General features: G+C 62.9%; 23 protein-coding genes. 12 read left to right on the forward strand and 11 right to left on the reverse strand.

Features of this window, described 5'->3' with window-relative positions; all coding sequences use genetic code 11:
- Position 1: 1 nt before the first annotated feature.
- The 8 genes from BP846_RS06165 to BP846_RS06200 all read left to right on the forward strand — a co-directional run bounded on the left by BP846_RS06165 (position 2) and on the right by BP846_RS06200 (position 16,107).
- On the forward strand, positions 2–5,743 hold the full coding sequence (locus BP846_RS06165; RefSeq protein WP_292393476.1) for a PKD domain-containing protein: 5,742 nt from the start codon (positions 2–4) through the stop codon (positions 5,741–5,743).
- A gap of 293 nt (positions 5,744–6,036) precedes the next feature.
- The gene (locus tag BP846_RS06170; protein WP_292393478.1) at positions 6,037–9,207 is read left to right on the forward strand and encodes a PKD domain-containing protein; all 3,171 of its coding nucleotides are present in this window, start codon (positions 6,037–6,039) and stop codon (positions 9,205–9,207) included.
- 325 nt (positions 9,208–9,532) lie between these two features.
- Positions 9,533–10,447, forward strand: coding sequence for an argininosuccinate synthase (locus BP846_RS06175; RefSeq protein WP_292393480.1), 915 nt, complete (start codon positions 9,533–9,535; stop codon positions 10,445–10,447).
- A gap of 2 nt (positions 10,448–10,449) precedes the next feature.
- Positions 10,450–12,267 (forward strand): ABC transporter substrate-binding protein, encoded by a 1,818-nt coding sequence (locus BP846_RS06180; protein ID WP_292393482.1) that lies wholly within the window; start codon positions 10,450–10,452, stop codon positions 12,265–12,267.
- 258 nt (positions 12,268–12,525) lie between these two features.
- Entirely contained in the window at positions 12,526–13,506 is a 981-nt protein-coding gene (locus BP846_RS06185) for an ABC transporter permease (protein ID WP_292393484.1), read from the forward strand.
- Positions 13,499–14,320, forward strand: a complete 822-nt coding sequence (locus tag BP846_RS06190) for an ABC transporter permease (RefSeq protein ID WP_292393486.1) — start codon at positions 13,499–13,501, stop codon at positions 14,318–14,320. The genes BP846_RS06185 and BP846_RS06190 overlap by 8 nt, the downstream gene beginning before the upstream one ends.
- Before the next feature lie 4 nt (positions 14,321–14,324).
- A complete protein-coding gene (locus tag BP846_RS06195; protein WP_292393488.1) occupies positions 14,325–15,266 on the forward strand; it encodes an ABC transporter ATP-binding protein in 942 nt (313 codons plus the stop codon).
- A complete protein-coding gene (locus BP846_RS06200) occupies positions 15,253–16,107 on the forward strand; it encodes an ATP-binding cassette domain-containing protein (RefSeq protein WP_292393489.1) in 855 nt (284 codons plus the stop codon). Before BP846_RS06195 ends, BP846_RS06200 begins: the two co-directional genes overlap by 14 nt.
- Before the next feature lie 27 nt (positions 16,108–16,134).
- Here the strand turns inward: BP846_RS06200 and BP846_RS06205 are convergent, their stop codons facing one another.
- From BP846_RS06205 to BP846_RS06220, 4 genes are all read right to left on the reverse strand, one after another.
- Positions 16,135–16,335: a type II toxin-antitoxin system HicA family toxin gene (locus BP846_RS06205; protein ID WP_292393618.1), complete on the reverse strand. Its 201-nt coding sequence runs from the start codon at positions 16,333–16,335 to the stop codon at positions 16,135–16,137.
- 19 nt (positions 16,336–16,354) lie between these two features.
- Positions 16,355–16,579 carry a type II toxin-antitoxin system HicB family antitoxin gene (locus tag BP846_RS06210; RefSeq protein WP_292393491.1) on the reverse strand — a complete coding sequence of 75 codons (225 nt, stop codon included), beginning with the start codon at positions 16,577–16,579 and terminating at the stop codon, positions 16,355–16,357.
- A 59-nt stretch (positions 16,580–16,638) separates the two neighbouring features.
- Positions 16,639–16,812 (reverse strand): hypothetical protein, encoded by a 174-nt coding sequence (locus tag BP846_RS06215; RefSeq protein ID WP_292393493.1) that lies wholly within the window; start codon positions 16,810–16,812, stop codon positions 16,639–16,641.
- A 129-nt stretch (positions 16,813–16,941) separates the two neighbouring features.
- Positions 16,942–17,490: a hypothetical protein gene (locus tag BP846_RS06220; RefSeq protein ID WP_292393495.1), complete on the reverse strand. Its 549-nt coding sequence runs from the start codon at positions 17,488–17,490 to the stop codon at positions 16,942–16,944.
- Between the two features lie 240 nt (positions 17,491–17,730).
- On the opposite strand from BP846_RS06220, the gene BP846_RS06225 reads away from it, so the two are divergent.
- From BP846_RS06225 to BP846_RS06240, 4 genes are read left to right on the forward strand one after another with little or no spacing between them, the layout of a single operon-like run.
- Positions 17,731–18,276 carry a pyruvate ferredoxin oxidoreductase subunit gamma gene (locus BP846_RS06225; protein ID WP_292393497.1) on the forward strand — a complete coding sequence of 182 codons (546 nt, stop codon included), beginning with the start codon at positions 17,731–17,733 and terminating at the stop codon, positions 18,274–18,276.
- Positions 18,276–18,536: a 4Fe-4S binding protein gene (locus BP846_RS06230; protein WP_292393499.1), complete on the forward strand. Its 261-nt coding sequence runs from the start codon at positions 18,276–18,278 to the stop codon at positions 18,534–18,536. Before BP846_RS06225 ends, BP846_RS06230 begins: the two co-directional genes overlap by 1 nt.
- The gene (gene porA, locus BP846_RS06235; RefSeq protein ID WP_292393500.1) at positions 18,536–19,690 is read left to right on the forward strand and encodes a pyruvate ferredoxin oxidoreductase; all 1,155 of its coding nucleotides are present in this window, start codon (positions 18,536–18,538) and stop codon (positions 19,688–19,690) included. Before BP846_RS06230 ends, porA begins: the two co-directional genes overlap by 1 nt.
- A complete protein-coding gene (locus BP846_RS06240) occupies positions 19,691–20,602 on the forward strand; it encodes a thiamine pyrophosphate-dependent enzyme (RefSeq protein WP_292393503.1) in 912 nt (303 codons plus the stop codon).
- Here BP846_RS06240 and BP846_RS06245 read toward each other — a convergent pair.
- The 7 genes from BP846_RS06245 to BP846_RS06275 form a co-directional block, all read right to left on the reverse strand.
- Entirely contained in the window at positions 20,577–21,152 is a 576-nt protein-coding gene (locus BP846_RS06245; RefSeq protein WP_292393505.1) for a LysE family translocator, read from the reverse strand. The two genes, BP846_RS06240 and BP846_RS06245, sit on opposite strands and share 26 nt — an antisense overlap.
- Positions 21,149–21,763 (reverse strand): DUF5803 family protein, encoded by a 615-nt coding sequence (locus BP846_RS06250; RefSeq protein ID WP_292393507.1) that lies wholly within the window; start codon positions 21,761–21,763, stop codon positions 21,149–21,151. The genes BP846_RS06245 and BP846_RS06250 overlap by 4 nt, the downstream gene beginning before the upstream one ends.
- The gene (gene thrC, locus BP846_RS06255) at positions 21,703–22,908 is read right to left on the reverse strand and encodes a threonine synthase (RefSeq protein ID WP_292393509.1); all 1,206 of its coding nucleotides are present in this window, start codon (positions 22,906–22,908) and stop codon (positions 21,703–21,705) included. The genes BP846_RS06250 and thrC overlap by 61 nt, the downstream gene beginning before the upstream one ends.
- 72 nt (positions 22,909–22,980) lie before the next feature.
- Positions 22,981–23,724 carry a metal-dependent hydrolase gene (locus BP846_RS06260; protein ID WP_292393511.1) on the reverse strand — a complete coding sequence of 248 codons (744 nt, stop codon included), beginning with the start codon at positions 23,722–23,724 and terminating at the stop codon, positions 22,981–22,983.
- A 9-nt stretch (positions 23,725–23,733) separates the two neighbouring features.
- Positions 23,734–24,531, reverse strand: a complete 798-nt coding sequence (locus BP846_RS06265) for a nitrilase-related carbon-nitrogen hydrolase (RefSeq protein ID WP_292393513.1) — start codon at positions 24,529–24,531, stop codon at positions 23,734–23,736.
- Positions 24,528–24,734 (reverse strand): hypothetical protein, encoded by a 207-nt coding sequence (locus BP846_RS06270; protein ID WP_292393515.1) that lies wholly within the window; start codon positions 24,732–24,734, stop codon positions 24,528–24,530. Before BP846_RS06270 ends, BP846_RS06265 begins: the two co-directional genes overlap by 4 nt.
- Complete coding sequence (locus BP846_RS06275) at positions 24,731–25,384, reverse strand: MarC family protein (RefSeq protein WP_292393517.1); 654 nt, start codon at positions 25,382–25,384, stop codon at positions 24,731–24,733. Before BP846_RS06275 ends, BP846_RS06270 begins: the two co-directional genes overlap by 4 nt.
- Between the last annotated feature and the right edge of the window lie 32 nt (positions 25,385–25,416).

Below are 25,416 nucleotides of genomic sequence, written 5' to 3' on the forward strand. Positions count from 1 at the left end.
GGTGAAACCACAGCACGGTATAGCGGTGGTCCTCCTCATCGCCCTCGTCGCCGGTGCGGCGGCGGCCGGGGGGACACCCCCCACCCTTCCCCATGTGTTCTACGGAAACGTGACGATCGGCGGAGCGCCCGCACCCGCCGGGACCGTCATCACCGCGATGTTCGGGGATACGAACTGCGGCTCGATCATGGTGACAGACGCCGGAAGATACGGCGATCCCGATTGGCGCCTGGGGAACCGCCTGCTCGTGACCGGGACCGCGGACCAGAACGGTGAGACGATCACGTTCCTCGTCGGCGGAGCGGCGGCAAAAGAGACCGCCCTGTTCACCCCCGGCGTGGTGACCCGTCTCGACCTCTCCTTCGAAGAGACCATGACAGTGCCGGTCGCGAGGTTCACTGCGAACATAACCTCCGGCCCGGCGCCGCTCACCGTCGCGTTCACCGATACCTCGACCGGTGCCGACTCCAGGTCCTGGGACTTCGGTGACGGAACTACCTCCGCCGACCAGAGCCCGACCCATACCTACACGACGCCCGGCACCTACACTGCGAACCTCACGGTCGCGAACGCAGCCGGGAGCAGCAGCACGACCGCCACCATCACCGTACTCGATGAAGGGGCGGTAGAGATTATCCGCGGCCCGTACCTCACCGGCACCACGACGACGGCGACCGTCGTCAACTGGATGGCGCAGGAGCCCGTCGCCGGCACCGTCGAGTACGCCGACGACACCTACTACACGGTAAACGGCGGATACGAGAAATCCGTCGCCGGCACGGCAGAGACCGCGTTCCACCACATCACGCTCGAAGGCCTCGCCCCCGACACCCTCTACCACTACCGGGTCGCCGCGGGCAGCACGACCACGGGCGACCACACATTCCGGACGTTCCCCGGGGACGGCGGCTTCACCTTCGTCGTCTACGGCGACACCCAGAGGCCGGCGAACATCAACCTCGTCGCCGACCGGATCGCCGATGAGAACCCGCTCTTTGTCCTGCACACCGGCGACCAGGTCAACGGTGTCGAGAGCGCGGGCGAGTGGAACGACTTCTTCAGGTACAGCGGGCGGATGCTCGGGAACACCACCATCTACACCACGATGGGCAACCACGAGAAGAACCATACCGCCTACTACGAGAATTTCGGGTTGCCCCAGCGGTACTCCTTCACCTGCTCGGACGCCCAATTTGCCGTCCTCGACGACAACAACTGGGTCGATCTCAACCGGGAATCTGCCTGGCTCAAAGACGACCTGGATTCAGACGCGGCCTGGAAGTTCGTCGCCCATCACCACCCGCCCTACTCCTCCACCCCCGAACGCTCAGGGGGCTGGATCCTCCTGCGCGTGTGGGGCGAGACCATGAAGAATGCCGGCGTCTCCGCTGTCTTCAACGGCCACGTCCACGCCTACGAGCGCTACGTCGTCGGCGGCATCAACTACGTCGTCGCCGGCACCGGCGCAGGCCCGCTCTACCAGCTCGGCGACGAGAGGCCCGAAGGCTACCAGACCAGCCTCGAGGATACCCTCGGCTACACGAAGGTCACCCTGTATCCCAACGGAACCGCCGTTGCCGGGTTCGTCAAGGTCGCCCGGCTCTCCGACGACGCCAACGTCCTCGAGGTCTATCCCCCGGGCAGCGTCTTTGAGACCTACACCATGACCCGCCCGCCCCGGGCCGACCTTGCGGCCGTCGGCCTGGCCGTCCCCGGCGGCGCGACCGCCGGGACCGCCTGCACCGTCACCGGGACCATTAAGAACGTCGGAGACGCCGCCTCCCGCGCCTGCTCCGCGACCCTCACCGCCGGCGATCGCGGGATCGGCACCGCCGCCGTAGACGCGCTTGGCCCCGGCGAGACCGCGGAGGTCTCCTTCACCTGGACCCCGGCAGCCGCCGGCGAGGCGACCCTCACCCTTGCGGTCGACCCGGCTGCGGAGATCCCGGACGTCGACCGCACGAACAACGCCCGGACCGTCACCGTGACCGTCGCGGGTTCCGGCCCGGGCCCCGCCCCGGTTGCAAACTTCAGCACAAACGTGACTGAGGGCGATGCCCCGCTCACGGTTGCGTTCACCGATGAATCCACCGGTGCGGCAACCTGGTCCTGGGACTTCGGGGACGGGAACACCTCGACCGAGCAGCACCCGGCCCACACCTACGCGACCGCGGGCACCTACACGGTCACCCTCACGGTCGCGAATGCGGCCGGGAGCAGCAGCGCGACGAAGACCGTCACCGTGACGGTCCCGGTCGGGAGCATCGCCGTGACCTCGGCACCCGCCGGAGCGGCGATCTGGCTTGACGGTGAGAACACCGGCAAGTTCACCAGCGCCACCCTCACCGAAATCCCGGCCGGCGAGCACGTCGTCACCCTGAAACTCGACGGGTACGCCGATGCTTCGATGCCGGTGACCGTCAAACCGGGGAAGACCGCATCGGTCCACCTCACCCTGACCACCCGGACCGGGAGCCTCGCCGTCACCTCGACGCCCGCCGGCGCCGGAGTCTTCATCGACGGCGCCGACACCGGAGCAGTGACGAACACCACGATCAACGGGATCGGGGTCGGGAGTCATACCGTCACCCTCCGGAAGGACGGCTACGTCGATGCTTCCGCTGAGGTCGCGATCGTCGAGAATGAGGCCGCAACCCTCCACCTCAACCTCGATGAGGTCGTCGCAGCGCCGGTTGCCGCCTTCACGGCAAACGTCACGAGCGGTGACGCCCCGCTCACGGTTGCGTTCACCGATACCTCTGCGGGGAACCCGACCGCCTGGTTCTGGACCTTCGGGGACGGCAACACCTCGACCGACCGGAACCCGGTCCACACCTACGCGACCGCGGGCACCTACACGGTCACCCTCGCGGTCGCGAATGCGGCCGGGAGCAGCAGTGCGACGAAGACCGTCACCGTGACCGCCGCGGGCGGGGGGGAGGTCCCCCCGACCCTCCCCCATGAGTTCTACGGGAACGTGACGATCGGCGGAGCGCCCGCACCTGCCGGGACCGTCATCGCCGCGATGATCGGGGATACGAACTGCGGCTCGATCCGGGTGGTGGATGCCGGAAGATACGGCGATCCTGACTGGCACCTGGGGCACCGCCTGCTCGTGAAGGGGACCTCTGACCAGAAAGGAGCGACGATCGCGTTCTTCGCCAACGGAGCGGCGGCAAAAGAGACCGCGGCATTCACGCCGGGCGCGGCGACCCGCCTCGATCTCACCTTCGACGAGGTCGTGACGGCCCCGGTTGCAGCCTTCACCGCGAACGTCACAAGCGGCGATGCCCCGCTCACGGTTGCGTTCACCGATGAATCCACCGGTGCGGCAACCTGGTCCTGGGACTTCGGGGACGGGAACACCTCGACCGACCGAAACCCGGTCCACACCTACGAGGACCCCGGCACCTACACGGTGACCCTCACCGTCACGAATGCGGCCGGGAGCAGCAGCGCGACGAAGACCGTCACCGTGACGGTCCCGGTCGGGAGCATCGCCGTGACCTCGGCACCCGCCGGCGCGGCGATCTGGCTTGACGGTGAGAACACCGGCAAGTTCACCAGCGCCACCCTCACCAGCATCCCGGCTGGCGAGCACGTCGTCACCCTGAAACTCGACGGGTACGCCGATGCCTCGATGCCGGTGATCGTGGAGGCGGGGAAGACCGCATCGGTCCACCTCGACCTGACCACCCTGACCGGGAGCCTGTCCGTCACCTCAGTGCCCGCCGGCGCCAGAGTCTTCATCGACGGCGCCGACACCGGAGCAGTGACGAACACCACGATCGACGGGATCGGGATCGGCACCCACACCGTCACCCTCCGGAAGGACGGCTACGTCGATGCCGCGGCAGAGGTCACCATCGAGGAGGCTAAGACCGCAACCCTCCACCTCGACCTCGTAGAAGTCGTCGCGGCCCCGGTTGCAGTCTTCACCGCAAACGTCACAAGCGGCGATGCACCGCTCATCATTGCGTTCACCGACGCCTCGACCGGTGCTGACTCCTGGTCCTGGGCCTTCGGGGACGGCAACACGTCGACCGACCGAAACCCGGTCCACACCTACGTGACCCCGGGCACCTACACCGTGAACCTGACGGTCACGAACACCGCCGGGAGCAGCAGTGCGACGAAGACCGTCACCGTGACCGAACCCTCCGGGCCAGCCCCGGTTGCCGGCTTTACGGCAGACGTGACGAGCGGTAACGTGCCGCTCGCCGTCCGGTTCACCGATACGTCGACCGGTGCCGACTCCTGGTCCTGGTCCTTCGGGGACGGCGCCACATCGACTGAACAGAACCCGGTCCACACCTACACTCAGGTCGGCCGGTTCACCGTCACCCTGACGGTCGCGAACACCGGCGGGAGCAGCAGCGCGACTGGCGTCGTCACCACCCGGGACGTCCCGCCGGCTCCGAAGGCGGAGGAGAACTTCACCCTCAACAGTGATGCAGTCAACGTCACCACCGGGGCCGGCGGCCAGCAGGTGACCATCAACGCCACCGCCGGGCTCAATGTCACCGGCAACGACATCCACCTCCAGACCGGCGGCCTCACCGTCACCATCAAGACCGAAGGGCTCATCGACAACGCCTCGACCGGCAACGTCACCGGCAACGTCACCGGCGTCCACCTGGAGTCCACCCCCGTCAACGCCACGGTCGGCAGCGCCGGCAACATCTCGGTCTCCTTTACGGCCGAGATGGACAACTACGACCCCGCCCTCGGGATAACGACGACGATCTACGACCAGCCGGGCGACGCGACGAAGACCGCGTTCGCCCTCGCAGCACAGGACGAGGGCTCCGAGATCGCCGGTATCGCCTACGCGGTCTACTTCAACAAGAGCACCCCCACGGATACCATCCGCGACGCCGTCCTGCGGCTGACGGTCTCGCCCGGCTGGGTGGCCGCAAACGGCGGCATCAAAGCCATCAAGATCTTCCGGCTGGGCGACGACGGCAACCGCTCGGTGCTGGAGACAACCTACGAAGGGATGGAGAACGGCATGATGGTCTTTACGGCCGTCTCGCCGGAGGGCTTCTCCGCGTTCGCGCTCGGTGCCGTAGCCGCCCCCGCGCCGGCCCCCGCCCCATCTAGGAGCAGCGGCGGCAGTTCCCAGGCATCGGTCGGTGCGGCAAGCAACCTCAAGCTCGGCGATCGCGTCACCTTCCCGATGGACAGGACGGCAATCACGGCGATCACCCTCACCGCGGACGGTGACGTCAAAGAAGTCGTGGTGACCGTGGAAAAGGGCTCGCTCCCGCGGGATACCGAAGCCCCGGCAGGCACGGTCTACCAGTACATCGAGACCAACCTCCACAAAGCGGCAGCCGGGAACTTCAGCGCCCTCCAGATCCAGTTCGCAGTGCCGACTGCCTGGCTCGCGGCGCAGGGATGCACCGGAAGCCAGGTCGGGCTCTTCAGGCACACCACTGATGGGTGGCGGGAGATCCAGGTCGAGGTGCTCGGCGAAGAGGGCGGCGACGCAATCTTCTCTGCCGGCGCCGACGCGTTCGGTCTCTTCGCCATCACGGTAACCGGGAAGGCCACCGGCGAACCAACCTCCGGACCTACCGGGACGACGACAACGCCCGTGGCGGGCATGACGACCCCGCCGGCAGAACCGCCGGTCGAAGGGCCGCCCGCCGAAGGCCTCCCCGTGACGACGCTGGCCTTCGTCGCCGTTGCTATCGTCATCATCGCGGCGGCAGGATACGTCTTCTTCACGAGGAAGTAACCTCACGACGCTGGGTGACGGCGTGCGGGAGCCCCCTCCGGCAGGGGGCTCCCGGTTAACCGGCGTTCAGGGCTCCTCCTCCCGGGGTTACCGGCAGGAGGCCGTCACCCTGTCTCCGATCCTCTCCGGGGGTAAAGAGCGCCGTAGACGCAGCGTACGAAGTTCCTGATGAGTTATTTAACCTAATATAGTTTATAAATCAATCAAGTAAAAACAAACATATTTACTTCCCGGGCAACGTATCCCGGCATCGCTTGAAGATCCCATCTACCCGAAGGCGTGAGTTGAATCCCATGAAACAACCAGATCAGATAATCATCGCTCTCGTGGTGCTGCTACTGGCAGCCGCCGTGCTGTCGGCGCCGGTAATGGCGGCTGCGGGGACCACCGAGCTTCGTATCGCAAAGTACGCAAACGACAGGACAACCGTCCTGAACGAGACGACCGTCGACTACCACTGGCTGAAGGCAAACCTCCCGGTCCAGGGCGACGGCGTCACCCGGTACTATCACCAGGGTCCGGTCTTCGAAGGGGATTGGGAGAAGACCCACCCCGGTGAGCCCTACGACGGCTGGAACCCGGGCGAGGATGTCCTGCGGAGCATGCTGGTCAAGGCCGACCTGGGGGCGGTGATGGGGACCGACCTCGTCGACATCTGCAACCACATCGGCGGCGCCGAAGAGGGCGACGATATCGCCATCTGCAGCAGCGACGGGTGGCGGAAGGCTTTCCCCTACCCGATCATCTACGAACCCGACCCGCGCCAGGGCCCGGCGGTCATCTGCTGGTACAGCGGCAGCGGCTCCGGCCCCGACGCGCAGGAGGCGCAGGGCCAGGGCTACCCGGACACCGGGTATGTCATCGGGATGCGCATGATCTTCTTCGCCGACGACTCCACGAACCCCTGGGGCTGGCACATCTTCGGGAACAACGACATGAAGGAGTGCTGGGATGAGGATTACTGGAACAAGGGCGGGGACTACTGGTCCGCCGCCGGCACCTCCGGCAAATGGGTCAACGAGATCCGGATCTACAGCCAGGAGGATCCCCCGGAAGAGCCGGTTGCCGGCTTCACCGCGAACGTGACCTCAGGCGCGATCCCGCTCGTCGTCAGGTTCACCGACACCTCCGAAAACGGCCCGACCGCATGGGAGTGGGACTTCGGTGACGGCGCTACGTCGACCGAGCAGAACCCGGTCCACACCTACAAGAAAGTGGGCACCTACGACGTCACCCTCACCGTGACGAACGTCGCCGGGAGCGACAGCACGGAGACCACGGTGACCGCCGGCATCATAGACTTCACAGCCAGCGTCACCTCAGGCGCCGTTCCGCTCGCCGTCAAATTTACCGACACCTCCGACGGGAAACCGACTGCATGGGAGTGGGACTTCGGCGACGGCGAGGCCTCCGACGAACAGAACCCGGACCACACCTACGAGACAGCGGGCACCTACACCGTCACCCTGACGGTCACCTACCCCGCCGGCGGCAGCAACAGCATAACCAGGGAGAAATACATCACGGCGGGTTCGGGTAGTGTATCGGGCAGCGGCGGGGGTTCCGATTCATCCGAGACCACCACGCCGGTTCCCGAGAACACCACCGCAACACCTGATGAATTCAGCGAGGAAATCCTTGAGAACCGAACCTTCCGGCCCGGGGTGCCCGACATCGAAGAGATCGTCGTCTCCGCGCCGGAGATCCCGGAGAACCTGACTATCTCCTGCGAACCAACCGGCCTGCCCGAAGAGATCCCCAAACCGCCGGGAGAGGTCTATCGGTACTATACCTTCACCCCCGGCGACGGAAACGCCACCATCGACGAGGCTGTGATCCGGTTCAGCGTCCCCGACACCTGGATACGGGAGAACCGGATCGATATCAATGACCTCACCCTGTACCGGTACAACAAGACCTGGACCCCCCTTAAAACCCGGTGGACCGGCACCGCTAACGAGACCCACACCTACGAGGCCACTTCCCCTGGCTTCTCCCTCTTTGCAATCTCCGGGAAGAAGGCCGAACCCACCCCCGCCGCGGCGACCCCGGTGAAGACCGGCACCCCGGCAGTCTCGGGTGCGCCGGGAAAAACTGACGGAACCACGGAAAACCCGCTCATGCTCGCCTTCGGGCATATCGCGGCGGCGTCTGCCCCGTTCACAGGGCTGCTCGACGCCGTCATGGCGTTCTTTGTGTTGGTCGGGATCATCCCCGCCGGTTCTCCCCCGGTGCCGGAGCCCGTGTTCACCCCCGACCCGGTGCCGGCAGCACCCGCGCCGGTACCAACCGTCGATATCACCCGGATGCAGTTTGCCCTCTCGGTCCTCTCCGACCCGCCGGGCGCACTCGTCGACATCGACGGAGAGTATACCGGAAAGACGACACCGGCAGCCTTTGCGTCGCTTTCGGGCGGCAACCATACCGTCCGGGTGTACACGGACAGCGGCGGACCTGAGGAACGGGTGATCGCGCTCGTTCGCGACGACAAGATCCTGTTCGAACTTCCGGGGGCCGCCTCACCGGGTCCGCTCCCCGACTGGGACCAGAACCACTACGGCGGCGTCTACGTCGAATCGTTCCCGGACGGCGTGGAGATCCGCGTCGACAACTACAAGGCGAACCAGAAGACTCCTGTGGTCATCTACGGGCTGAAGGAGGGGCGGCATACCATCAAGGTGCAGGAGACGAAGATCGCGTTCAAGTCCGCTAGAGAGCAGGCCTGGGTTGAGAAGAACAGCATAACCCCGGTGACGTTCACGAGCGGCAACGCGGATCTGGTGCGCTCGATCCGTCTCGAGTCGGATGAGTATGCGAAGAAACCCTTCTCGATCAACGGCAGGTACCTGGGCGACCGGCTCCCGAAGAAGGTCGATATCAGGGGGGTCGGGGGATCGTACATCACCATCCGCGACGACGCCGGAAGTTACCGGAGTTACAGGATACCCGCCACCGTCGAGTCGAACGATACCGTGAACGCCGCGTTCTCGGATGCACCCTGCAGCGTTCTCGTGACATCGGTGCCGTCGGGTGCGGCGATAGCTATCGACGGGTTCCAGACAGGCTTTGCCACGCCGTACGTCATCAAGAACATATCGGAAGGAAAGCACCTGGCCCTTGTCTCAAAGCCGGGGTATATCCCGGCAGAACAGGAGTTCCACCTGACAGACGACCGTGGGGACGCCTGCGACGCCACGGTGAAGGTCATCCTCAAACCCTACACCTGGGGATCGCTTAATGTCTCGAGCACGCCGCCGGGTGCCGAGATACACCTCTACGGCCGGGACACCGGGGAGAAGACGCCCCACACCTTCCACTACCTCGACATCGGCAGTTACACGGTGAAGGTGGTGGGGGAATACGGGTCAAGGACGATCGGGGACGTGACCGTCTTGCCGTATGCGATCGCCGAATGTCATGCAGACCTCCCCAGGGGTGGACTGAAAGATCCGGGGGCTCCGTGAGGAAGCCGCCCGGGAGAAATCCGTATGGTTCAGACCCCTCTTACGCACGTTTGGGGAGAGTCGAACCATACCTCGTGTCGGATCGCGAACGCGGCTCTCCTCCAGGTATCACACCCCGGGAGGGGGACACCCCTCCCGGCAGAGACGTCCTGGAGGTGTGCCGCAGATCGCCGTCGCCGGAAACTGAACGCGGTTTACTTTAAATTAACATAATTTATATCTTTGCAAAGTAAATGGGTAAATATTTACTCGGGAATAACGCATTCCAGTATATTCATCGAACGCATCAAAAATTCCGAAAGCCTGACAAACGTGAGTTGACCCTATGAGACGATTGGAAAAAGTTATCATACCCCTTGTGGCGCTGATGCTGGCAGCCGCCGTGCTGGCAGCGCCGGTGCTGGCGGCGGAGTCGGGGACCACCGAGCTCCGCATCGTAAAGTATGCAAACGACAGAACAACCATCTTAAACGAGATGACCGTCGACTACCACTGGCTGGAGAAGAACCTCCCGGTCCAGGGTGACGGCGTCACCCGCTACTATCACCAGGGCCCGGTCTTCGAGGGGGAATGGGAGAAGGTCCACCCCGATAAACCCTACGACGGCTGGAATCCGGGCGAGGATGTCAGGATGAGCGTCCTCTACAAGGCGGACTTCGGGGCGGTCAAGGGGACCGACCTCAAAGATATCTGCAACCACATCGGCGGAGCCGTAGAAGGCGACGAGATCAAACTCCTCAGCAGGGACGGTTACACAAAGACGTTCCCCTACTCGATCATCTACGAGCCCGACCCGCGCCAGGGCCCGGCCGTCATCTGCTGGTACAGCGGCGAAGGTTCCGGCCCTGATACCGAGGAAGGAAAGGAGCAGGGCCAGGGCTACCCCGATACCGGGTATGTCGCCGGCATGCGTCTGATCTTCTTTGCCGACACCTCCACAAACCCCTGGGGCTGGCACGTCTTCGGGAACAACGACATGAAAGAATGCTGGGATAAGAAATACTGGAGTTTCGGCGGCAGTTATCCCTCGACCGCCGGCACTTCCCCCAAATGGGTGAGTGAAGTCAGGATCTACAGCCAGGAGCCCCCGGGGTCCGCCGCCGCAGAGGCGCAGCCCGCCGCCGGAGCCTCGCCGGCACAGGAGACCGCAACGCAGCCGCTCGCCCCCGGAGGTAGTATGGGCCCGCTCGCCCTGCTCGGTGTCGTGCTCTGGTCAATCCGATATAAGAAGCAGGGATAAGCATGACGGGACGCTACATACAAAAGATCCTGGTCTGCTGTGCCGTCCTCCTCCTCGTCTGCTGCGTGCCGGTTACGGCGGGCATCCCGGGCGACACGGACGGTGACACCATCGTCTCAGAGAAAGAACTCTCGACGGCGATCCTGGACTACCTGGGTACCGCCGATCGTCTCAATGCGGACGAACTCTCCCTCGCCGCCCACAACTGCCTGCACCTGCCCTACGGACAGCTGGTCGTCGCTGTCGCGGGGGATAGATACCTCATCCCGGCTACAAGTTATATCGACCAGAAAGGGGTACCCGCCGACTCTCTCATCTACGAGGGGCTCGTGACCAAACTCCGCCCGAAGGAGGGCGGGCCCAAGGAGTGCCTTGGCTGGCTTGCAGAGAGATGGGAGTGTTCGGACGACGCCATGACCTGGACATTCCACCTCGTAAAGGACGCCACCTGGCACGACGGCACCCCCTTCACCTCGGCGGACGTGCAGTTCACCTACGAGTACTTCCGGGATCACGGGAACGCCGACGCTCCGGAGGCCGGTGCGTACCTGGTGAACTCGGCGATCCTGAAAGGTGTCGCATCGGTCGAGTGCCCTGACGATCATACGGTCATCTTCCACATGAAATCCTGCGCACCGCTCTTCCCGGAGACCCTCGCAACCGGCCCGGGCATCGCGGTCTTCCCCGCACACATCTGGAAAGATATCAATCTCCCTTCCACCTACATTGACACGGCGCATATCGGCACCGGCCCCTTCGCCTACGGATCGACCATCCCCGGCACCCTCTCAAAGGTGACTGCGTATGAGGGTTACCACGGCGAGAAGCCCTACGTACGCGATATCGTCACAAGGAACTACGAAGACGAAGACGCGCAGATCCTTGCCCTCAAGAGAGGGGACGTGGATTTTATCAGCGGAGAGTTCGGGCTATCCCCGAGAAAGGCTGAATCTCTCAAGAACGCCCCCGGCATCGGTATATCCCGGATCCCCTCGGGCGGGCAGGCATTCGAGGTGGCGTTTACGTCCGATGTCTACCCGGTAAACATCCCCGGATTCCGTCACGCCCTGAGTCATGCTGTAAACCGGGAGAGGATATGCTGGCTTGTCGGTGAGGGAGCGCGTCCGACGGAGACGGTCTTCCTCATACCGGCGCTTGCCGGCGACCAGATCAACCCCGCTACGAACAACAGGTTCAACTACGATATCGCGGAGGCGAAGAGGCAGCTCGCCGGATCTGGTTTTAACCTGACCGAGAAGGACGGAAGGCCGGTTCTCCTCGGCCCCGATGGAAAACCGGTCGAGATCACGATCCCGCTCGCCGGCAAGGCGTCCATGAACGCCGTCGACCAGAAGGTCGTGGCCGTGCTCAAAGAGGACTGGGAAGGGAAACTCGGCATAAAGATCGCCGACACCCCCCAGGTGGACGACTCGGTCTACCTGGACTGGATTGCAAAGACAGCCGTCCACTTCGACGGCATGCCCGGACGCTGGCATGAAGACATCGACCGCCTGGACAACTTCCAGAGAAGCCCGCTCGGCGAGAATTTCTACCACTTCGACAACGCCACGTTCAACAGCCTCATCGCGCAACTGAAGAGCACGGCCGATCCCGGGAAGAGAAAGGAGATCGGTTTCCAGCTGCAGGAGATCCTTGCCGAAGAAGTACCCTGTATCCCGGTCTTCTCCCAGGACGCCTTTATGGCTTACCGGTCGGACCGGTTCGTCGGGTGGGACTCCGCCCTGCTCGGCGGCGGTGGAAACATCCGCCTCTTCAGCGACGTCAAACCGGCGAGTGCGGACGTGGGGCGGAGGGCATGATCCCCCGCCATTGCGGCGGGGCCCCGGCCCCCCGGCCCCTGCAGGGGCCGAGCCCCGGGGAAGAGAATCGCATAGATACGATGCGCTTCGGCCTTTCCTCCCCCGAAGGCCGCCCGTTGAGACGGGCGGCCTTCCGCTCTCCCCGGGAATGGGCGCGTAAAGCACTCTTTGAGATACCGAATCTCTCAACAGGTGCGCCTCTGGCGATAAGACCCTCGCGTAAGGGTTGAAACCTGTTCTCTCCTGAAGAGCCCGATCATGAACGGCGTATACATCATCAAACGGCTATTCACTTCGGTTGCAGCCTTCTGCATCAGCGTCACCATCATGTTCATCCTCCTCCGCCTCATGCCCGGCGACTACATCACCATGTACTTAGAAACGATCTATCGCTACGCCCCCCCGGATGTCGTTGAAGCATTCAATCATGTATACGGTCTGGACAGGCCTATTCTCGAGCAGTACGTCCTTTACCTCCTCGACGCCTTCCGGGGGAACTGGGGATACTCGCTCATCTACAAGGTCCCGGTTCTCACCGTGATCGGTGAGAAACTTGTCTGGACGATGGTGATCCTCGTACCCGCGACGGCCCTTGCCACCCTTGCCGGGATCGGCATAGGCGCGTATTCGGGCTGGAAGCGCGGGTCGAAGACCGACATCGCGCTTCTGAACGGGATGATCTTCATCCGGGCGATCCCCTCATACTGGCTCGCCCTCATGATCCTCATCATATTCGCCTACTACCTCAACCTCTTCCCGCTCGGCGGGTATGTCGACACCGGCGCCCTCATCACCGGGATCGATCCGCTTGACGTGGCAAACCACGCCGTCCTCCCGATCCTGACGCTCTTCCTCTTCTCGGTGACCGGGACTTATTACCTCATGCGGAGCTCCATGCTCATGACCGCCGGAGAAGACTACATCGTCACCGCCCGGGCAAAGGGGCTTGACGAACTGACGATCCTCAGGAAACATGCTCTGAAGAACGCCATGCTCCCGATGGTGACGATGATCACGCTCGAGTGCGCGGGCATGATCACCGGGAGCATCTTCGTCGAGACGATCTTCTCCTGGCCCGGCCTCGGGATGCTCACCTACAAAGCCCTCGCCGTCCGGGATCTACCCCTGCTCCAGGGGATCCTGCTCGTCGATACGCTCCTCGTCATCGCGGCGAACATCGCCGCCGACCTGATCTACCCCCTCGTCGATCCGCGCGTGCAGGTGGGCGACAATGGCTAAGAGGACCGTCCTTGCCGCCAGCATCGGCATCATCCTCGCCTACTGTGCGGTCGCTCTCCTGGCCCCCGTGATCGCGCCCTACGACCCTCACGCAATCACGGGCGCGCCGCTCTGCCCCCCTGACCCGGAACACCTGCTCGGGACGAACGATCTCGCCCAGGACATCTTCAGCAGGCTCATATGGGGCACGCGGGCGACGCTCCTCCTCGGGTTTATCGGAGCCGCCGTCACGGTCGTCATCGGCACGGCCGTCGGCATCGTCTCGGGGTATTACGGGGGAATGGTCGACGAAGCCGTCATGCGTCTCATCGACGTAGCGATGACCATCCCGATCTTTCCGCTCCTTCTCATCCTCACGACGTTCTTCAGGCCGGGGATCTACATCACCGCAGTCCTCATGGGCCTCCTCGGCAGTTTTCAGGGAGTGCGGGTGATCCGGTCGCAGGTTCTCTCCCTCGCGGTCGCCGACTTCGTCACCGGGACAAAAGCACTCGGCGCCGGTGACGGCTATATCATGGCACGGCACATCCTCCCGAACGTTCTCCCCCTGGCAGGCGTCAAATTTGTGATTTCAGCCCAGCACTTCATGCTGATCGGTATCGGCCTCGGGTTCCTCGGTATAGGAGACCCGAGCGTTGTGGACTGGGGTCAGATGATCAACCGGGCAAGCCAGAATGGAGCGATGATCCTCGGCCTCTGGTGGTGGCTGATACCGCCGGGCCTGGCGGTGACGCTCATCTCCCTTGCCCTTGCGTGGCTTGGGTATGCCTGTGAAGACGAGATCAACCCGAGGCTCCGGTTAATGAGGGTGTGACGGCATGAACGCGGCACTGCTTGAAGTCAGGGGACTCAAGGTCGGGTTTCCAACCCCGGATGGGCTTGTCAGGGCTTCCGATACCGTGGACCTTGAGCTATACCACCGGGAGATCCTCGGCCTCATCGGTGAGACCGGGTCCGGGAAGACCGTGCTCGGCATGGCGATCCTCCGTCTCCTCCAGCCGAACACCGTCATCGAGGGGGAGATCCGCTACCGCGGCCGCGACCTCCTCTCCCTGCCGGAAGACGAGATGCGGAAAGTACGGGGGCGGGAGATCGGTGTTGTCCTCCAGAACTCAGGCACCTCCTTAAACCCTGTGTATACGGTCGGCGACCAGATCGCAGAGGCGGCCACCCTTCATCAGGGGTTGAAAGGGTCAGAAGCCCGGCACCGGGCGGTGGAGCTGCTCGATGCCGTCAGGATCCCCGACCCGGCCGTGATGGCCCGCGAATATCCCCACCGGTTCAGCGGGGGGATGCGGGAACGGGCGCTCATCGCCATGGCGCTCGCGTGCAGCCCCTCCCTGCTCATCGCGGACGAACCCACGAAAGGGCTGGATGCCGTGACCAAACGGGAGATCATCGATCTCTTCGCGGAGGTCAACCGGGACCGCTCCGTGCTCTTCATCACCCACGACATCGAGGCCGCGGCAACCCTCGCCACGCGGGTTGCGGTGATGTACGCGGGAGAGATCGTCGAGATTGGGGCGGCGGGAGAGGTCCTCTCGGATCCGGCACACCCGTACACCCGTGGCCTCCTTGCCTCTCTCCCGGAACGGGGAATGCGGCCGATCCCGGGTTCGGCGCCCTCGCTCATCACCCCGCCGCCCGGCTGCCGGTTCTCACCCCGGTGCGCGACGAAAGACTGTAAATCAGAACATCCCGGGCTCGTCGAGGTCGGGCCCGGGCATTATGCACGGTGTATGCTTTATGATCGAGGTTAACAATATCAGGACCAGTTTCTCGACAGGCTTCATCCGCCGGAGGGTAGTCAGGGCGGTGGACGGCGTGTCGTTCCAGGTTGAGGAGGACGAGACCCTCGGTCTCGTCGGCGAGAGCGGGTGCGGGAAGACGACGCTCGGCCGTTCGATCCTTCGCCTCATCGAGCCGGACGAGGGTCGTGTCGTGGTCAACGGGACCGACATCACCGCCCTCTCCAGGAGCGATCTCAGGCGGTTCAGGCCGCGGATGCAGATGATCTTCCAGGACGCCTATGCCTCCCTCAACCCGCGTATGCGTGTCCGTGAGAGCGTTGCGGAACCCCTGAAGATTCACCGGATGGGGGACCGGGCCGCTATCGACCGGAGGGTACGGGAACTGGTCGAGGAGGTTGGGCTGAACGAGGAGCACCTGAACCGCCGGCCCTACGAACTCTCCGGCGGCCAGAACCAGCGGGTGGTCCTTGCCCGCGTCCTCGCGCTCAGGCCGGAGTTTATCGTTGCCGACGAACCCACATCGGCCCTGGATGTCTCGGTTCAGGCCCAGATCCTCAACCTCATCCGCGACCTCGGGCAGGAGTACCATATGTCCTGCCTCTACATATCGCACGACCTCGGGGTCATCAGGGCGATAAGCAACCGCGTCGCCGTCATGCTCGAAGGGAGGATCGTGGAGATCGGGAAGACCGCCGATGTCCTCGATCGCCCCTCGCACCCCTACACCCGGAGGCTCGTTGCCGTCCCGGTCCGGGAAACCCCCGAGCCCCTGGAGAGCCCGGTCTTCCCCGCGGCGCCGGCGATGGTCGAGGAGCGGCCGGGCCACTGGGTGGAAGAGACGACGGCGTGACAAAAAGAACATTCAGAAGAGAGAATATTATCGAAGCATTTCAACAAGTTTTTCTTTTGGGATATTATTCCTTTTTGATACTCGATCCAGTATGTCGTTTAAGACCCCAATTTTAAGGCTTTCGTGGAGTGGTACAGTTACGGAATGATTTCCATCCCCTGTTTGTTTGGTCATTGTTACATGGCTGCTTCGTTGTCTTGAAAATTGATACCCAAGGGTTCTGAGCATTTTTATGACTTTGAGGCCATTAACAACCGGAGACTTCGGCAACGGAACCCGCTCGGAAGGTTATGTGTGATAAGACTGTGATTTGCTCTCCGGCATTGATTTCATCTTCAAAATGCAAGGAGACTGCTTCATCGATGTTTTTGATCAGTTCTTCGATGGTTCTACCTTGAGTGAAGATATCGGCTTCTATGCCGCAGGCACACCAACATCCGTCTTCGTAGAACGTTTTGAATGTAATTTGCATTTCGATTCACTTCTCTTAATTGGGGTATGGGGTGTTTATAAAGATAAATTTGATGGTGTTCACCGGGTGGTCGCGGCCTGCAGGATCGTGTGGTTCTCGTTGGTCTTGCAGAGACGATAGTTCTGGTACTTAAGAAACGTACCGTTCTCGAAGAACCATTGACCGGTGGCGTACAGGTTTTTCGAGCACCTGCGCAGGTACCGGGCATCCGATACTGCCGCTTGGACGAGCATCGGACGTGGTTGGTCTGCGTAATCATAGATTGCATCGTGGGTTATGGTGAACAACCCCCCGCTTGCGCAGGGGGTCTTCCCGCTCGCGCCGCCGATGAGCCCCGCAAAGATAAAATAAGGGGAACGCAGTCACCGCCTCTTCCCTGCGACGACGATGGCCGCGGCTGCAAGGGTCAGGACGGTCCATGCCCACGCGTCGGATCCCGCGCGGGTTGGGGCCGGTGCCGCCTGTTGGGTGTCCGCGGGTGCGGCGCCGGCCGCCGCTCCGGACCCGACGTTTATCGTAGTCGGGGGAATCGTTCCTTCCTTCTTACCGACGGCATCGTTCCATGTTCCGGTAAACGTCCGGGAGCCTCCGGTCTCTGCCCGGACCCGGTAGGTGATCTCAGGCTCATTAATCACCGCGAACGTCAGTTTCTGCCCGGAGATACGATACTCATCCGCCGGGCAGGAGGCCTTGAGAAACGTAAAACCTTCCGGTATCGTCTCGACGATCCCCCCGGCACCCATGCCGCCGATCGATAGCGTCACCAGAACCTCGCCGCCGACGGGGACCGAAGATGGGTCGACCTTGCGGGAGACGGCGACGTCGCCCGCCCAGGCGGGCACAACACAGAGCACGGCAAAGATGCAGATCAGGCAGACCAGCATCCTGCCGCTGGATACAAAACTCTTCATGGCACAGACCTCTTTTGTTAACTTTCTGCTTTTGTTGAATGGATCTAGTTTACTCAACCTGATTTGCACCCCGTCCGATAAGAGACTATTGTTTTGACCCGTGGCGGAGCGGAGGTCCGCAGACTCCCGGGTGCAGTATGATCTTGTGCTGCTCCGGGCAGGTTCGCGCCATGTGCCGGCGGCGGGTAAAGTGCCGGTGTATTTATATTATTAATCATTAAGATTAAAAGGGGTTTTTGTTTGAGAGAGTTACGCATTCATGGCAGGGGCGGTCAGGGCTCCGTGACCGCCGCCGAGCTCATTGCTTTCGCAGCATTTGAGGGTGGCGCGTATGCCCAGGCATTCCCGGCCTTCGGCGTGGAGCGGCGGGGCGCCCCGGTGCAGGCGTTTGTCCGCTTCAGTGATGCGAAGATCCGGCTCCGGAGCCAGGTGTACGAGCCTGACTACATCATCGTGCAGGACCCGACCCTGATCGGGGATGTAGATGTCTTTATGGGCATGAAAGCAGGCGGCATCGCCATCGTTAACACTGAGAAACCCGACTTCGAAGCCAGCGTCCCGGAGGGCGTGAAGGTCTACGCCATCGATGCGACCACTATTGCGCTCGAAGAACTGGGTGTGCCCATCACCAATACGACCCTGATGGGCGCTTTCGCCGCAGCCACCGGCGAGATCCAGCTGGAACCTCTGGAACACGCACTGCGGAACCGATTCTCCGGGAGCATGGCCGATAAGAACGTCAGGGCAGCCGAGCGCGCATACAACCTGATCGGGGGTGCCGTATAATGGCACTGCGGGTCGGCTGCGCCGCGCCTCCGGGGAGAGCGCTCGATAATAAAACAGGCGCCTGGCGGGTCTTCAAACCGGTCTTTGATCCTGAGACATGCAGCCGGTGCGGCATGTGTGCTATGGTCTGTCCGGAAGGGTGCGTCCATGAGACAGAGGAGGGCACGTTCGAGCCCGACCTCGACTACTGCAAGGGCTGCGGCATCTGCGAAGAAGTCTGCCCGAAGAAATCAATCCGGATGGAGAAGGAGGAGAAATAATGCTGGAGTTTATGGAAGGGTCACATGCGGTGGCCGAGATCGTGAAACGCTGCCGCCCGCAGGTGATTGCCGCCTATCCGATCACGCCGCAGACACACATCGTCGAAGATCTTGCCCAGATGGTGGCGAACTGCGAACTCGATGCCGAATACATCACGGTCGAGAGTGAATTCTCGGCCCTCTCCGCCTGCCTCGGCGCGAGCGCGGCAGGCTCCCGGGTCTACTCGGCAACGACTTCCCAGGGCCTCGCCCTGATGTTTGAGGTCTGCTTCAACGTGGCGGGGATGCGCCAGCCGATTGTGATGACGATCGCGAACCGCTCGCTCGGCGCGCCGCTCTCGATCTGGAACGATCAGCAGGACTCGATATCCCTGCGTGACTCGGGATGGCTGCAGTTCTACGCGGAGGATAACCAGGAGGCTGTGGACCTCCACATGATCGCCTATAAGGTCTGCGAAGACCACGATATCCTCCTGCCGGCGTTTGTCTGTTTCGACGGGTTCATCCTCTCGCACACCTACGAGCCGGTCGCCCTCCCCGGTCAGGAGGAGGTGGACGCCTATCTGCCTGCCTTTACGCCCTACCAGCGGTTGGATGCCGAAAAGCCGCTGAGCTTTGGGATGTACGCGACGCCCGAGTACTACACGGAGTTCCGGTACGAGACCGACCGGGCACTGTACCGCGCCAAAGAGTCGTTCATCAAGGCAGGACGCGAATTCGGCGAGCAGTTCGGCAGGGACTACTCCGCTCTCGTGGAGGGCTACCGCCTCGAGGATGCCGATACCGCGCTCGTCGCCATGGGCTCCATCTGCGGCACGGCAAAGGATGCCATCGACGAGATGCGCGATGCCGGGAAGAAGGTGGGACTCTTAAAGATCCGGACGTACCGGCCGTTCCCGGGCCCTGAGATCGCGGATGCGCTCAGTGGGGTCTCGACGGTAGCGGTGCTCGACAAGAATATATCGCTCGGCGGCGGCGGAGCAGTTGGCACCGAGGTTAAAGCGGCGCTCTATGGTTCCGGTGCGGCCGTCTACGATTACATCATCGCTCTTGGCGGCCGCGACGTGCGGAAGCGAGATGTCGCCGCGGTCGTCGATCTTGCCGAGAAGGGGAAAGGAGATATGTTTTACGGATTACGGACGGAGGTGCTCTGAATGGCTGAAGTAGAGCAGGGATGCGAACTCTTCTCGGCCGGGCACCGGGCGTGCGGAGGGTGCGGACCCGCGCTTGCGGCCCGTCTTCTCCTCAAGGCGACCGGGAAGAATGTCATCATTGCCTCCGCGACGGGGTGCATGGAGGTCTTCTCCACGCCCTATCCGGAGACCGCATGGGGGGTCCCCTGGATCCACTCGCTCTTCGAGAACGTTGCGGCGGTTGCTTCGGGCATCGAGGCGTCGCTGAAACGGCAGGGACGCAGCGAGAAGGTTGTCTGTATCGGCGGCGATGGAGCCACGTTCGATATCGGCGTGCTCTGCATCAGCGGCGCCTTCGAGCGGGGCCATGATATCACCTACATCTGCTACGACAACGAGGCCTACATGAACACGGGTATCCAGCGGTCGGGTGCCACGCCGTATGGCGCAAGCACCACCACGAGCCCGCCGGGGGCGTGCGCTCCCGGTGGCAACCCGCTCCCGAAGAAGGATATGCCCGCTATCCTCGCTGCTCACGGTGCGCCCTACGTGGCAACCGCCTCGATCGCCTACCCAAACGACTTCGTCCAGAAAGTCGAGCGTGCGATCAACACCCCCGGACCCTGTTACATCCAGGTGCATACCCCCTGCTGCACGGGGTGGGGCTTTGAGTCCGGCGAGACGCTTGCCATGGCCAAGCTCGCCATCGATACCGGCCTCTGGGTGAACTACGAGATGGTCGACGGCAAGGTGGTGAAGGCGAAGAAGGTGAGGCGAAAACCGGTCGAGGAGTACCTCGCGAAGCAGAAGCGTTTCCGGCACCTCTTCAAGCCCGCCCGGCGGGATGATGTCATCGCAAATATTCAGGCGATCGCTGATGCCAACGCCGAGCGGTTCGGGATCGACATCAAGCGAAAAGAATCGTCAGAATAAAGTACAGCCCGAAGATTACCATGGCGAGTCCGCTCGCCTGCACCACTTTTTTGTAATGATGTCCGAGCACATTTGCTCCCCGTGAGACTGCAAAGGCAAGGAGCCCGAGCCAGGCGATATCCGCACCGATGTGCCCGACGTAGAACGCGGCAAACGAGGGGTGGAGCGCGAGAAATCCGACGCCGAACGTGAGCCACCAGACCCACCAGTAGGGATTGCCGAGGGTGCAGGCCACCCCGAAGGCGACCGGCACCCCCGCTTCCTCGTTCACGGCGACGGCGTCTCCCGCGCGGAGGAACTGCCCGATGCCGAGCACGATCAGGACACCCGACCCAAGGAGCGCGACGAGATTGATGTACGGGACGTCGCGCACGCCAAAGGCTATGGCCGCGACCATGGCGGCCTCGGGGATGCCGTGCCCCGCGACCAGCCCTGCAACGAACGGCCCCGGCCGCCGCGACCCGATACCGAGGATCGAGGCTGTCATGGGACCGGGGGACACGGCCCCGGAGAGCCCGATAAGGAACGATGCGGCGACGATATCGATCATCCGCCCCCCTTCCTCCGTGAGATGATGAGGGGAAGGATCAGGACAAGCGCGACCGCGAGCCATATGATGCCGAAGGTGGTGAGCAGGATCTCACGTTCGGGGGTGTAGAAGCGGACCTCCACGACTGCCGTCTGGTCCCAGGTGACTTCCGTGGTCCCGTTCGGCCCGGGGGATGTGAGCCCACCGGGGCTGACCATCCCGATGAGCGGATTCTTGACGTCAAGCCCCTCGGGGAGGGCGAGCGTTACAGAATACGGTTCATCGAAGACCGCCACGAAGTGGTTATCCCGCACGGGGGCCCGGTAGGTGATTGTGTAGTTGCCCTCCGGGAAGGTGATGGTGCCTCTGCCCATATCCCGGTACTCGATCGGGCCTGAAGGGCCGAGCACCTTGATCTCCTTGACCTGGAGCGGGACTCGTTCTCCCATAAGGCCCGGGCTCCAGAACGCATGCTCGCTCCCCGTGACCTGGACCGAGGCCTCGTAGGCGGTGCTGTCCGGCAGTACCCGGAAGGCGGCCTCCGCGGCCGCTGCCGGAGTGCAGGTCAGTATCAGCGCAAGGCAGAGAGCAACGATTGCAGGTCCGCGTCGATCTCGATGGGGGGAACGCATTGTCGTATCACTGTCTCAGGATCTTTTAAGAGATGACCGGTCACCACACAGACGATCCGCTCATCCTTATCGATCAGGCCGAGTTCGGCAAGTTTCCGTATTCCGGCGACCGAGGCTGCTGAGGCGGGTTCGACCCCGATACCCTCTTTCCTCGCGAGATCCCGCTGCATGGCAAGGATCTCATCGTCGGTCACCGCCGCCGCCGTCCCGCCGGTCGCGCGGATGGCGACGAGCGCCTTCTCTGCGTTCACCGGGGCGCCGATCCGGATAGCGGTCGCAACCGTCTCGGGCGCGGCCTCCGGGACCAGTTCCTCAAGGTTCTGTGCTATCGCCTTCACGAGCGGCTGCGAGCCGGCCGCCTGGATGCCGGTCATCATCGGCAGCCGGTCGATGAACCCGAGGGCTTGGAGTTCCCGGAGCCCCTTGTAGACCGCTGAGATGTTGCCCGCGTTTCCGACAGGGAGAACAATCCGGTCCGGCACCTCGCCGCCGAGCTGGTCGATCGCCTCAAACCCGATGGTCTTCTGCCCCTCCAGACGGTAGGGGTTGACCGAGTTCAAGAGGTAGAGGCCCTGGCTGATGCAGAGTTCGTGCACCATCTCAAGCGCCTGATCAAAGTTGCCGCGGATGGATATGACCCGGGCACCGTGCATCAGCGCCTGGGCGACCTTACCGAGTGCAACCTTTCCCGCAGGCAGGAGGACGACGCAGGGGATGCCGGCCTTCGCTGCGTAGGCAGCGAGGCTTGCGGATGTGTTCCCGGTGCTCGCGCAGGCGACGGTCGTCATACCGAGTTCCCGGGCCATGCTGACGCCCACGGTCATGCCGCGATCCTTGAACGAGCCGGTCGGGTTCATCCCCTCGTGCTTGGCGTAGAGTTCGGGGAGGCCCAGTTCTTTCCCTATGTTTTTTAAGTGGTAGAGTGGGGTGCCCCCTTCCTGGAGGGTGACCGGTTCGCCCTGGACCGGGAGGATCTCGCGGTAGCGCCAGACCGAGAGGGGGCGCCGGTTCCATTCGTCCCGGGAGACATCGATGCCGTCCAGGTCGTATTCGACGGCCAGCAGGTGTCCACAGCGGTTGCACGTATAGATGATCTGGTCCGGTGTGTAGGTTGCACCACAGTGAACGCAGACGAGACGGTACATGGAAAAATGGTTGATCGCCCGGATACGTATAGATATGGTATCCGGGATCGGGGCCGGGCAGGACAGGGCCGATCACCGGTTCCGCTCGCGCCGGACGCGGCAGACGAGCATGAAGAGCAGCCAGAGGAGCGGTGTGCCGATGAGCGCGAGGCGCCCGAGTTCCCCTGGTGTCGTGGCGATCACGAATGGCGCTATGAGCATCCCACCCGCCGCTGCCGCAAGCACGATAGTGAATGCTGTCGGGCGCACCTCGAAGTCCCCCTGCGTCCTGACGCGGCCTGCCATCCGCCGCCGGGAGAAGGGGTAGAGCCAGGCGATGCCGGCCGGGGTGCAGGTGTCCTCCACGAGGTGGAGAACGCACCCTGCAAAGAATGCGCACCCAAACGCGGGAAGGAGCGAGAGAGGCCACTCGAGCCAGGTGAGTATGAGGGCCAGGTAACCGGAGAGGATCAGGGAGGTCAGCCCGACGCCCGCGAACGAGTGGAGCAGCCCCCGGTGCCGGTGCCGGTAACTCTTCCGGAGGAGCAGCGAGAATATGAGGGAGAGCGGGTAGTAGATGAGATACCTGATGGTATAGCCGAAGACTGGAAGCACCACGGCAAGGCCGTTCAAGACCTGTCCTCTCTTCCCCTTCGCCCCGCCGATCCGGCCGTTGAAGATCGCCGCATCGACGGCATCTGCGTCCGGCGCAAGCGACCCGACGAAGGTGCCGAAGAGGAGGACAGCGATCAGGGTCGGGTCGAGGACGGGAGCCCAGGGGGCGATGAGGAGTCCTGCCGTGGCGAGACTGAGCGATACGTGCTGGTCACCCCGCATGGAATATCTCTACAGTTTAGAGAGTAGTCTGTGATAAAGGTCGCTTCTGCGGTCTGAAAGTGAAGGGAGACTTTTTTGGGCCTCACGAACTGCTGCCGGGTTGAGTTCGATGAAGAGAACTTCTTCCCCGGCCCCGCACCGGGCGATGATGGCACCGTCCGGGTCTGCGGCGAGCGACCCGCCGCAGTAAACCTCGCCTGGTCCGCTGGCTGTGTTGACTCCGGCAACATAGTACCGGTTCTCGAGAGCCCGTGCGGGGAGCAGGGTCTTCCAGTGGTGCAGTCGGCAGCAGGGCCATGCGGCCGGAACCAGCACGCAATCCACACCGGCAAGCGCGTATATGCGGAAAAGTTCCGGGAACCGGAGGTCGTAGCAGACCGCAAGCCCGAATGTCGTCCCGTCGATGACGAAGGTGGCGATTCGGTCGCCTGCCGTGTAGTTGCAGTCCTCCCCATCGGGAGAGAAGAGGTGAACTTTCGCGTAGGCGGCGAGGAGTTCACCGCCTGCGCCGAGCACCACGGTGGTGTTTTTGGGGCGGCGCCCCTGTCCCTCTTCGACGATCGATCCCACGACCGCGATGCCGTACTTCTTCGCCATCCGCCTAAATGCGGCAGTGTGTGGGCCGCCCAGGGGCTCCCCGGACCCTGGCGGGACTCTCGGGGACCACCCGGTCACAAACTGCTCGGGAAAACAGATGAGCGACGCTCCGGCCGCGGCGGCCTCCTCAGCCATCCGGCCGGCCGCATCGAGCACTCCGGCAGGGTCATCTCGGCCCCCTGCAACCTGGGCAAGCGCTATCTTTGTCATCGCCGGGATGGAACTCTCTCCTGAGCCCTTGAGGAGAGAACGAGCACGGCGGCGCCGAGGACGACGAGAGCGGCGAGTGCCACCATGATGTAGGAGGCGAACGGGACAACGACCGCGAATATCTGCGCTCCGATGAGGATCCCGCCGGCAATGATGCAGGTGCTGATCAGGACAACTCCGGGAAGCGTAAGATCAGGCGTCATGCAGGGCCTCCGGTGAGTATGGGGAACGCCGCCCTGATCCCGATGAGGATGAACTGTACTGCAATCGCAATGAGAAGCATACCCATCAGCCGGTTGACGGCCCGGTACTCTCGCTGGCCGATGCGCCGGACGATGATATCTGAATGTTGCATCATGTAGTAGGTGATCCCGATGGCCGTGCCGGCAGCGAGCGGCACGACGATGATTGCGGCGATACTCATGCTCATCGCCTCGTTCATAAGCACGATCGTGGAGGTGATGGCGCCGGGCCCCGCGATCATCGGGATCGCAAGCGGCATGACGGCGACGTCGTCCGCGTCCTGCCCTTCATACTTCTCGGTCGCGGTCATCTGCGTCCGCGAGGTTTTTGCGTAGACCATGTCCATACCTATGCCGAAGAGGAGGAGGCCGCCTGCGATACGGAACGCCTCAATCGAGATACCGAAGAGTTGCAGGATCCAGCCGCCGGCAATGGTGAATATCAGCAGGACAACCAGGGCGAACTCGCTTGAATCGCGTGCGACCTTGAGTTTTGCTGCCCTGTCCATCGTGCCGGTGAGAGAGACGAAGAGCAGGGTGGCTGCGAGCGGGTTCACTACGATAATGATCGAAGAGAAACTCAGCAACGCAAAACTCAGGAGATCTACCATTCGTGATCAGATATGCGATAGGTTCGATATTA

This window comes from Methanoculleus sp. UBA303 (assembly GCA_002501655.1).
GTDB lineage: Archaea > Halobacteriota > Methanomicrobia > Methanomicrobiales > Methanoculleaceae > Methanoculleus.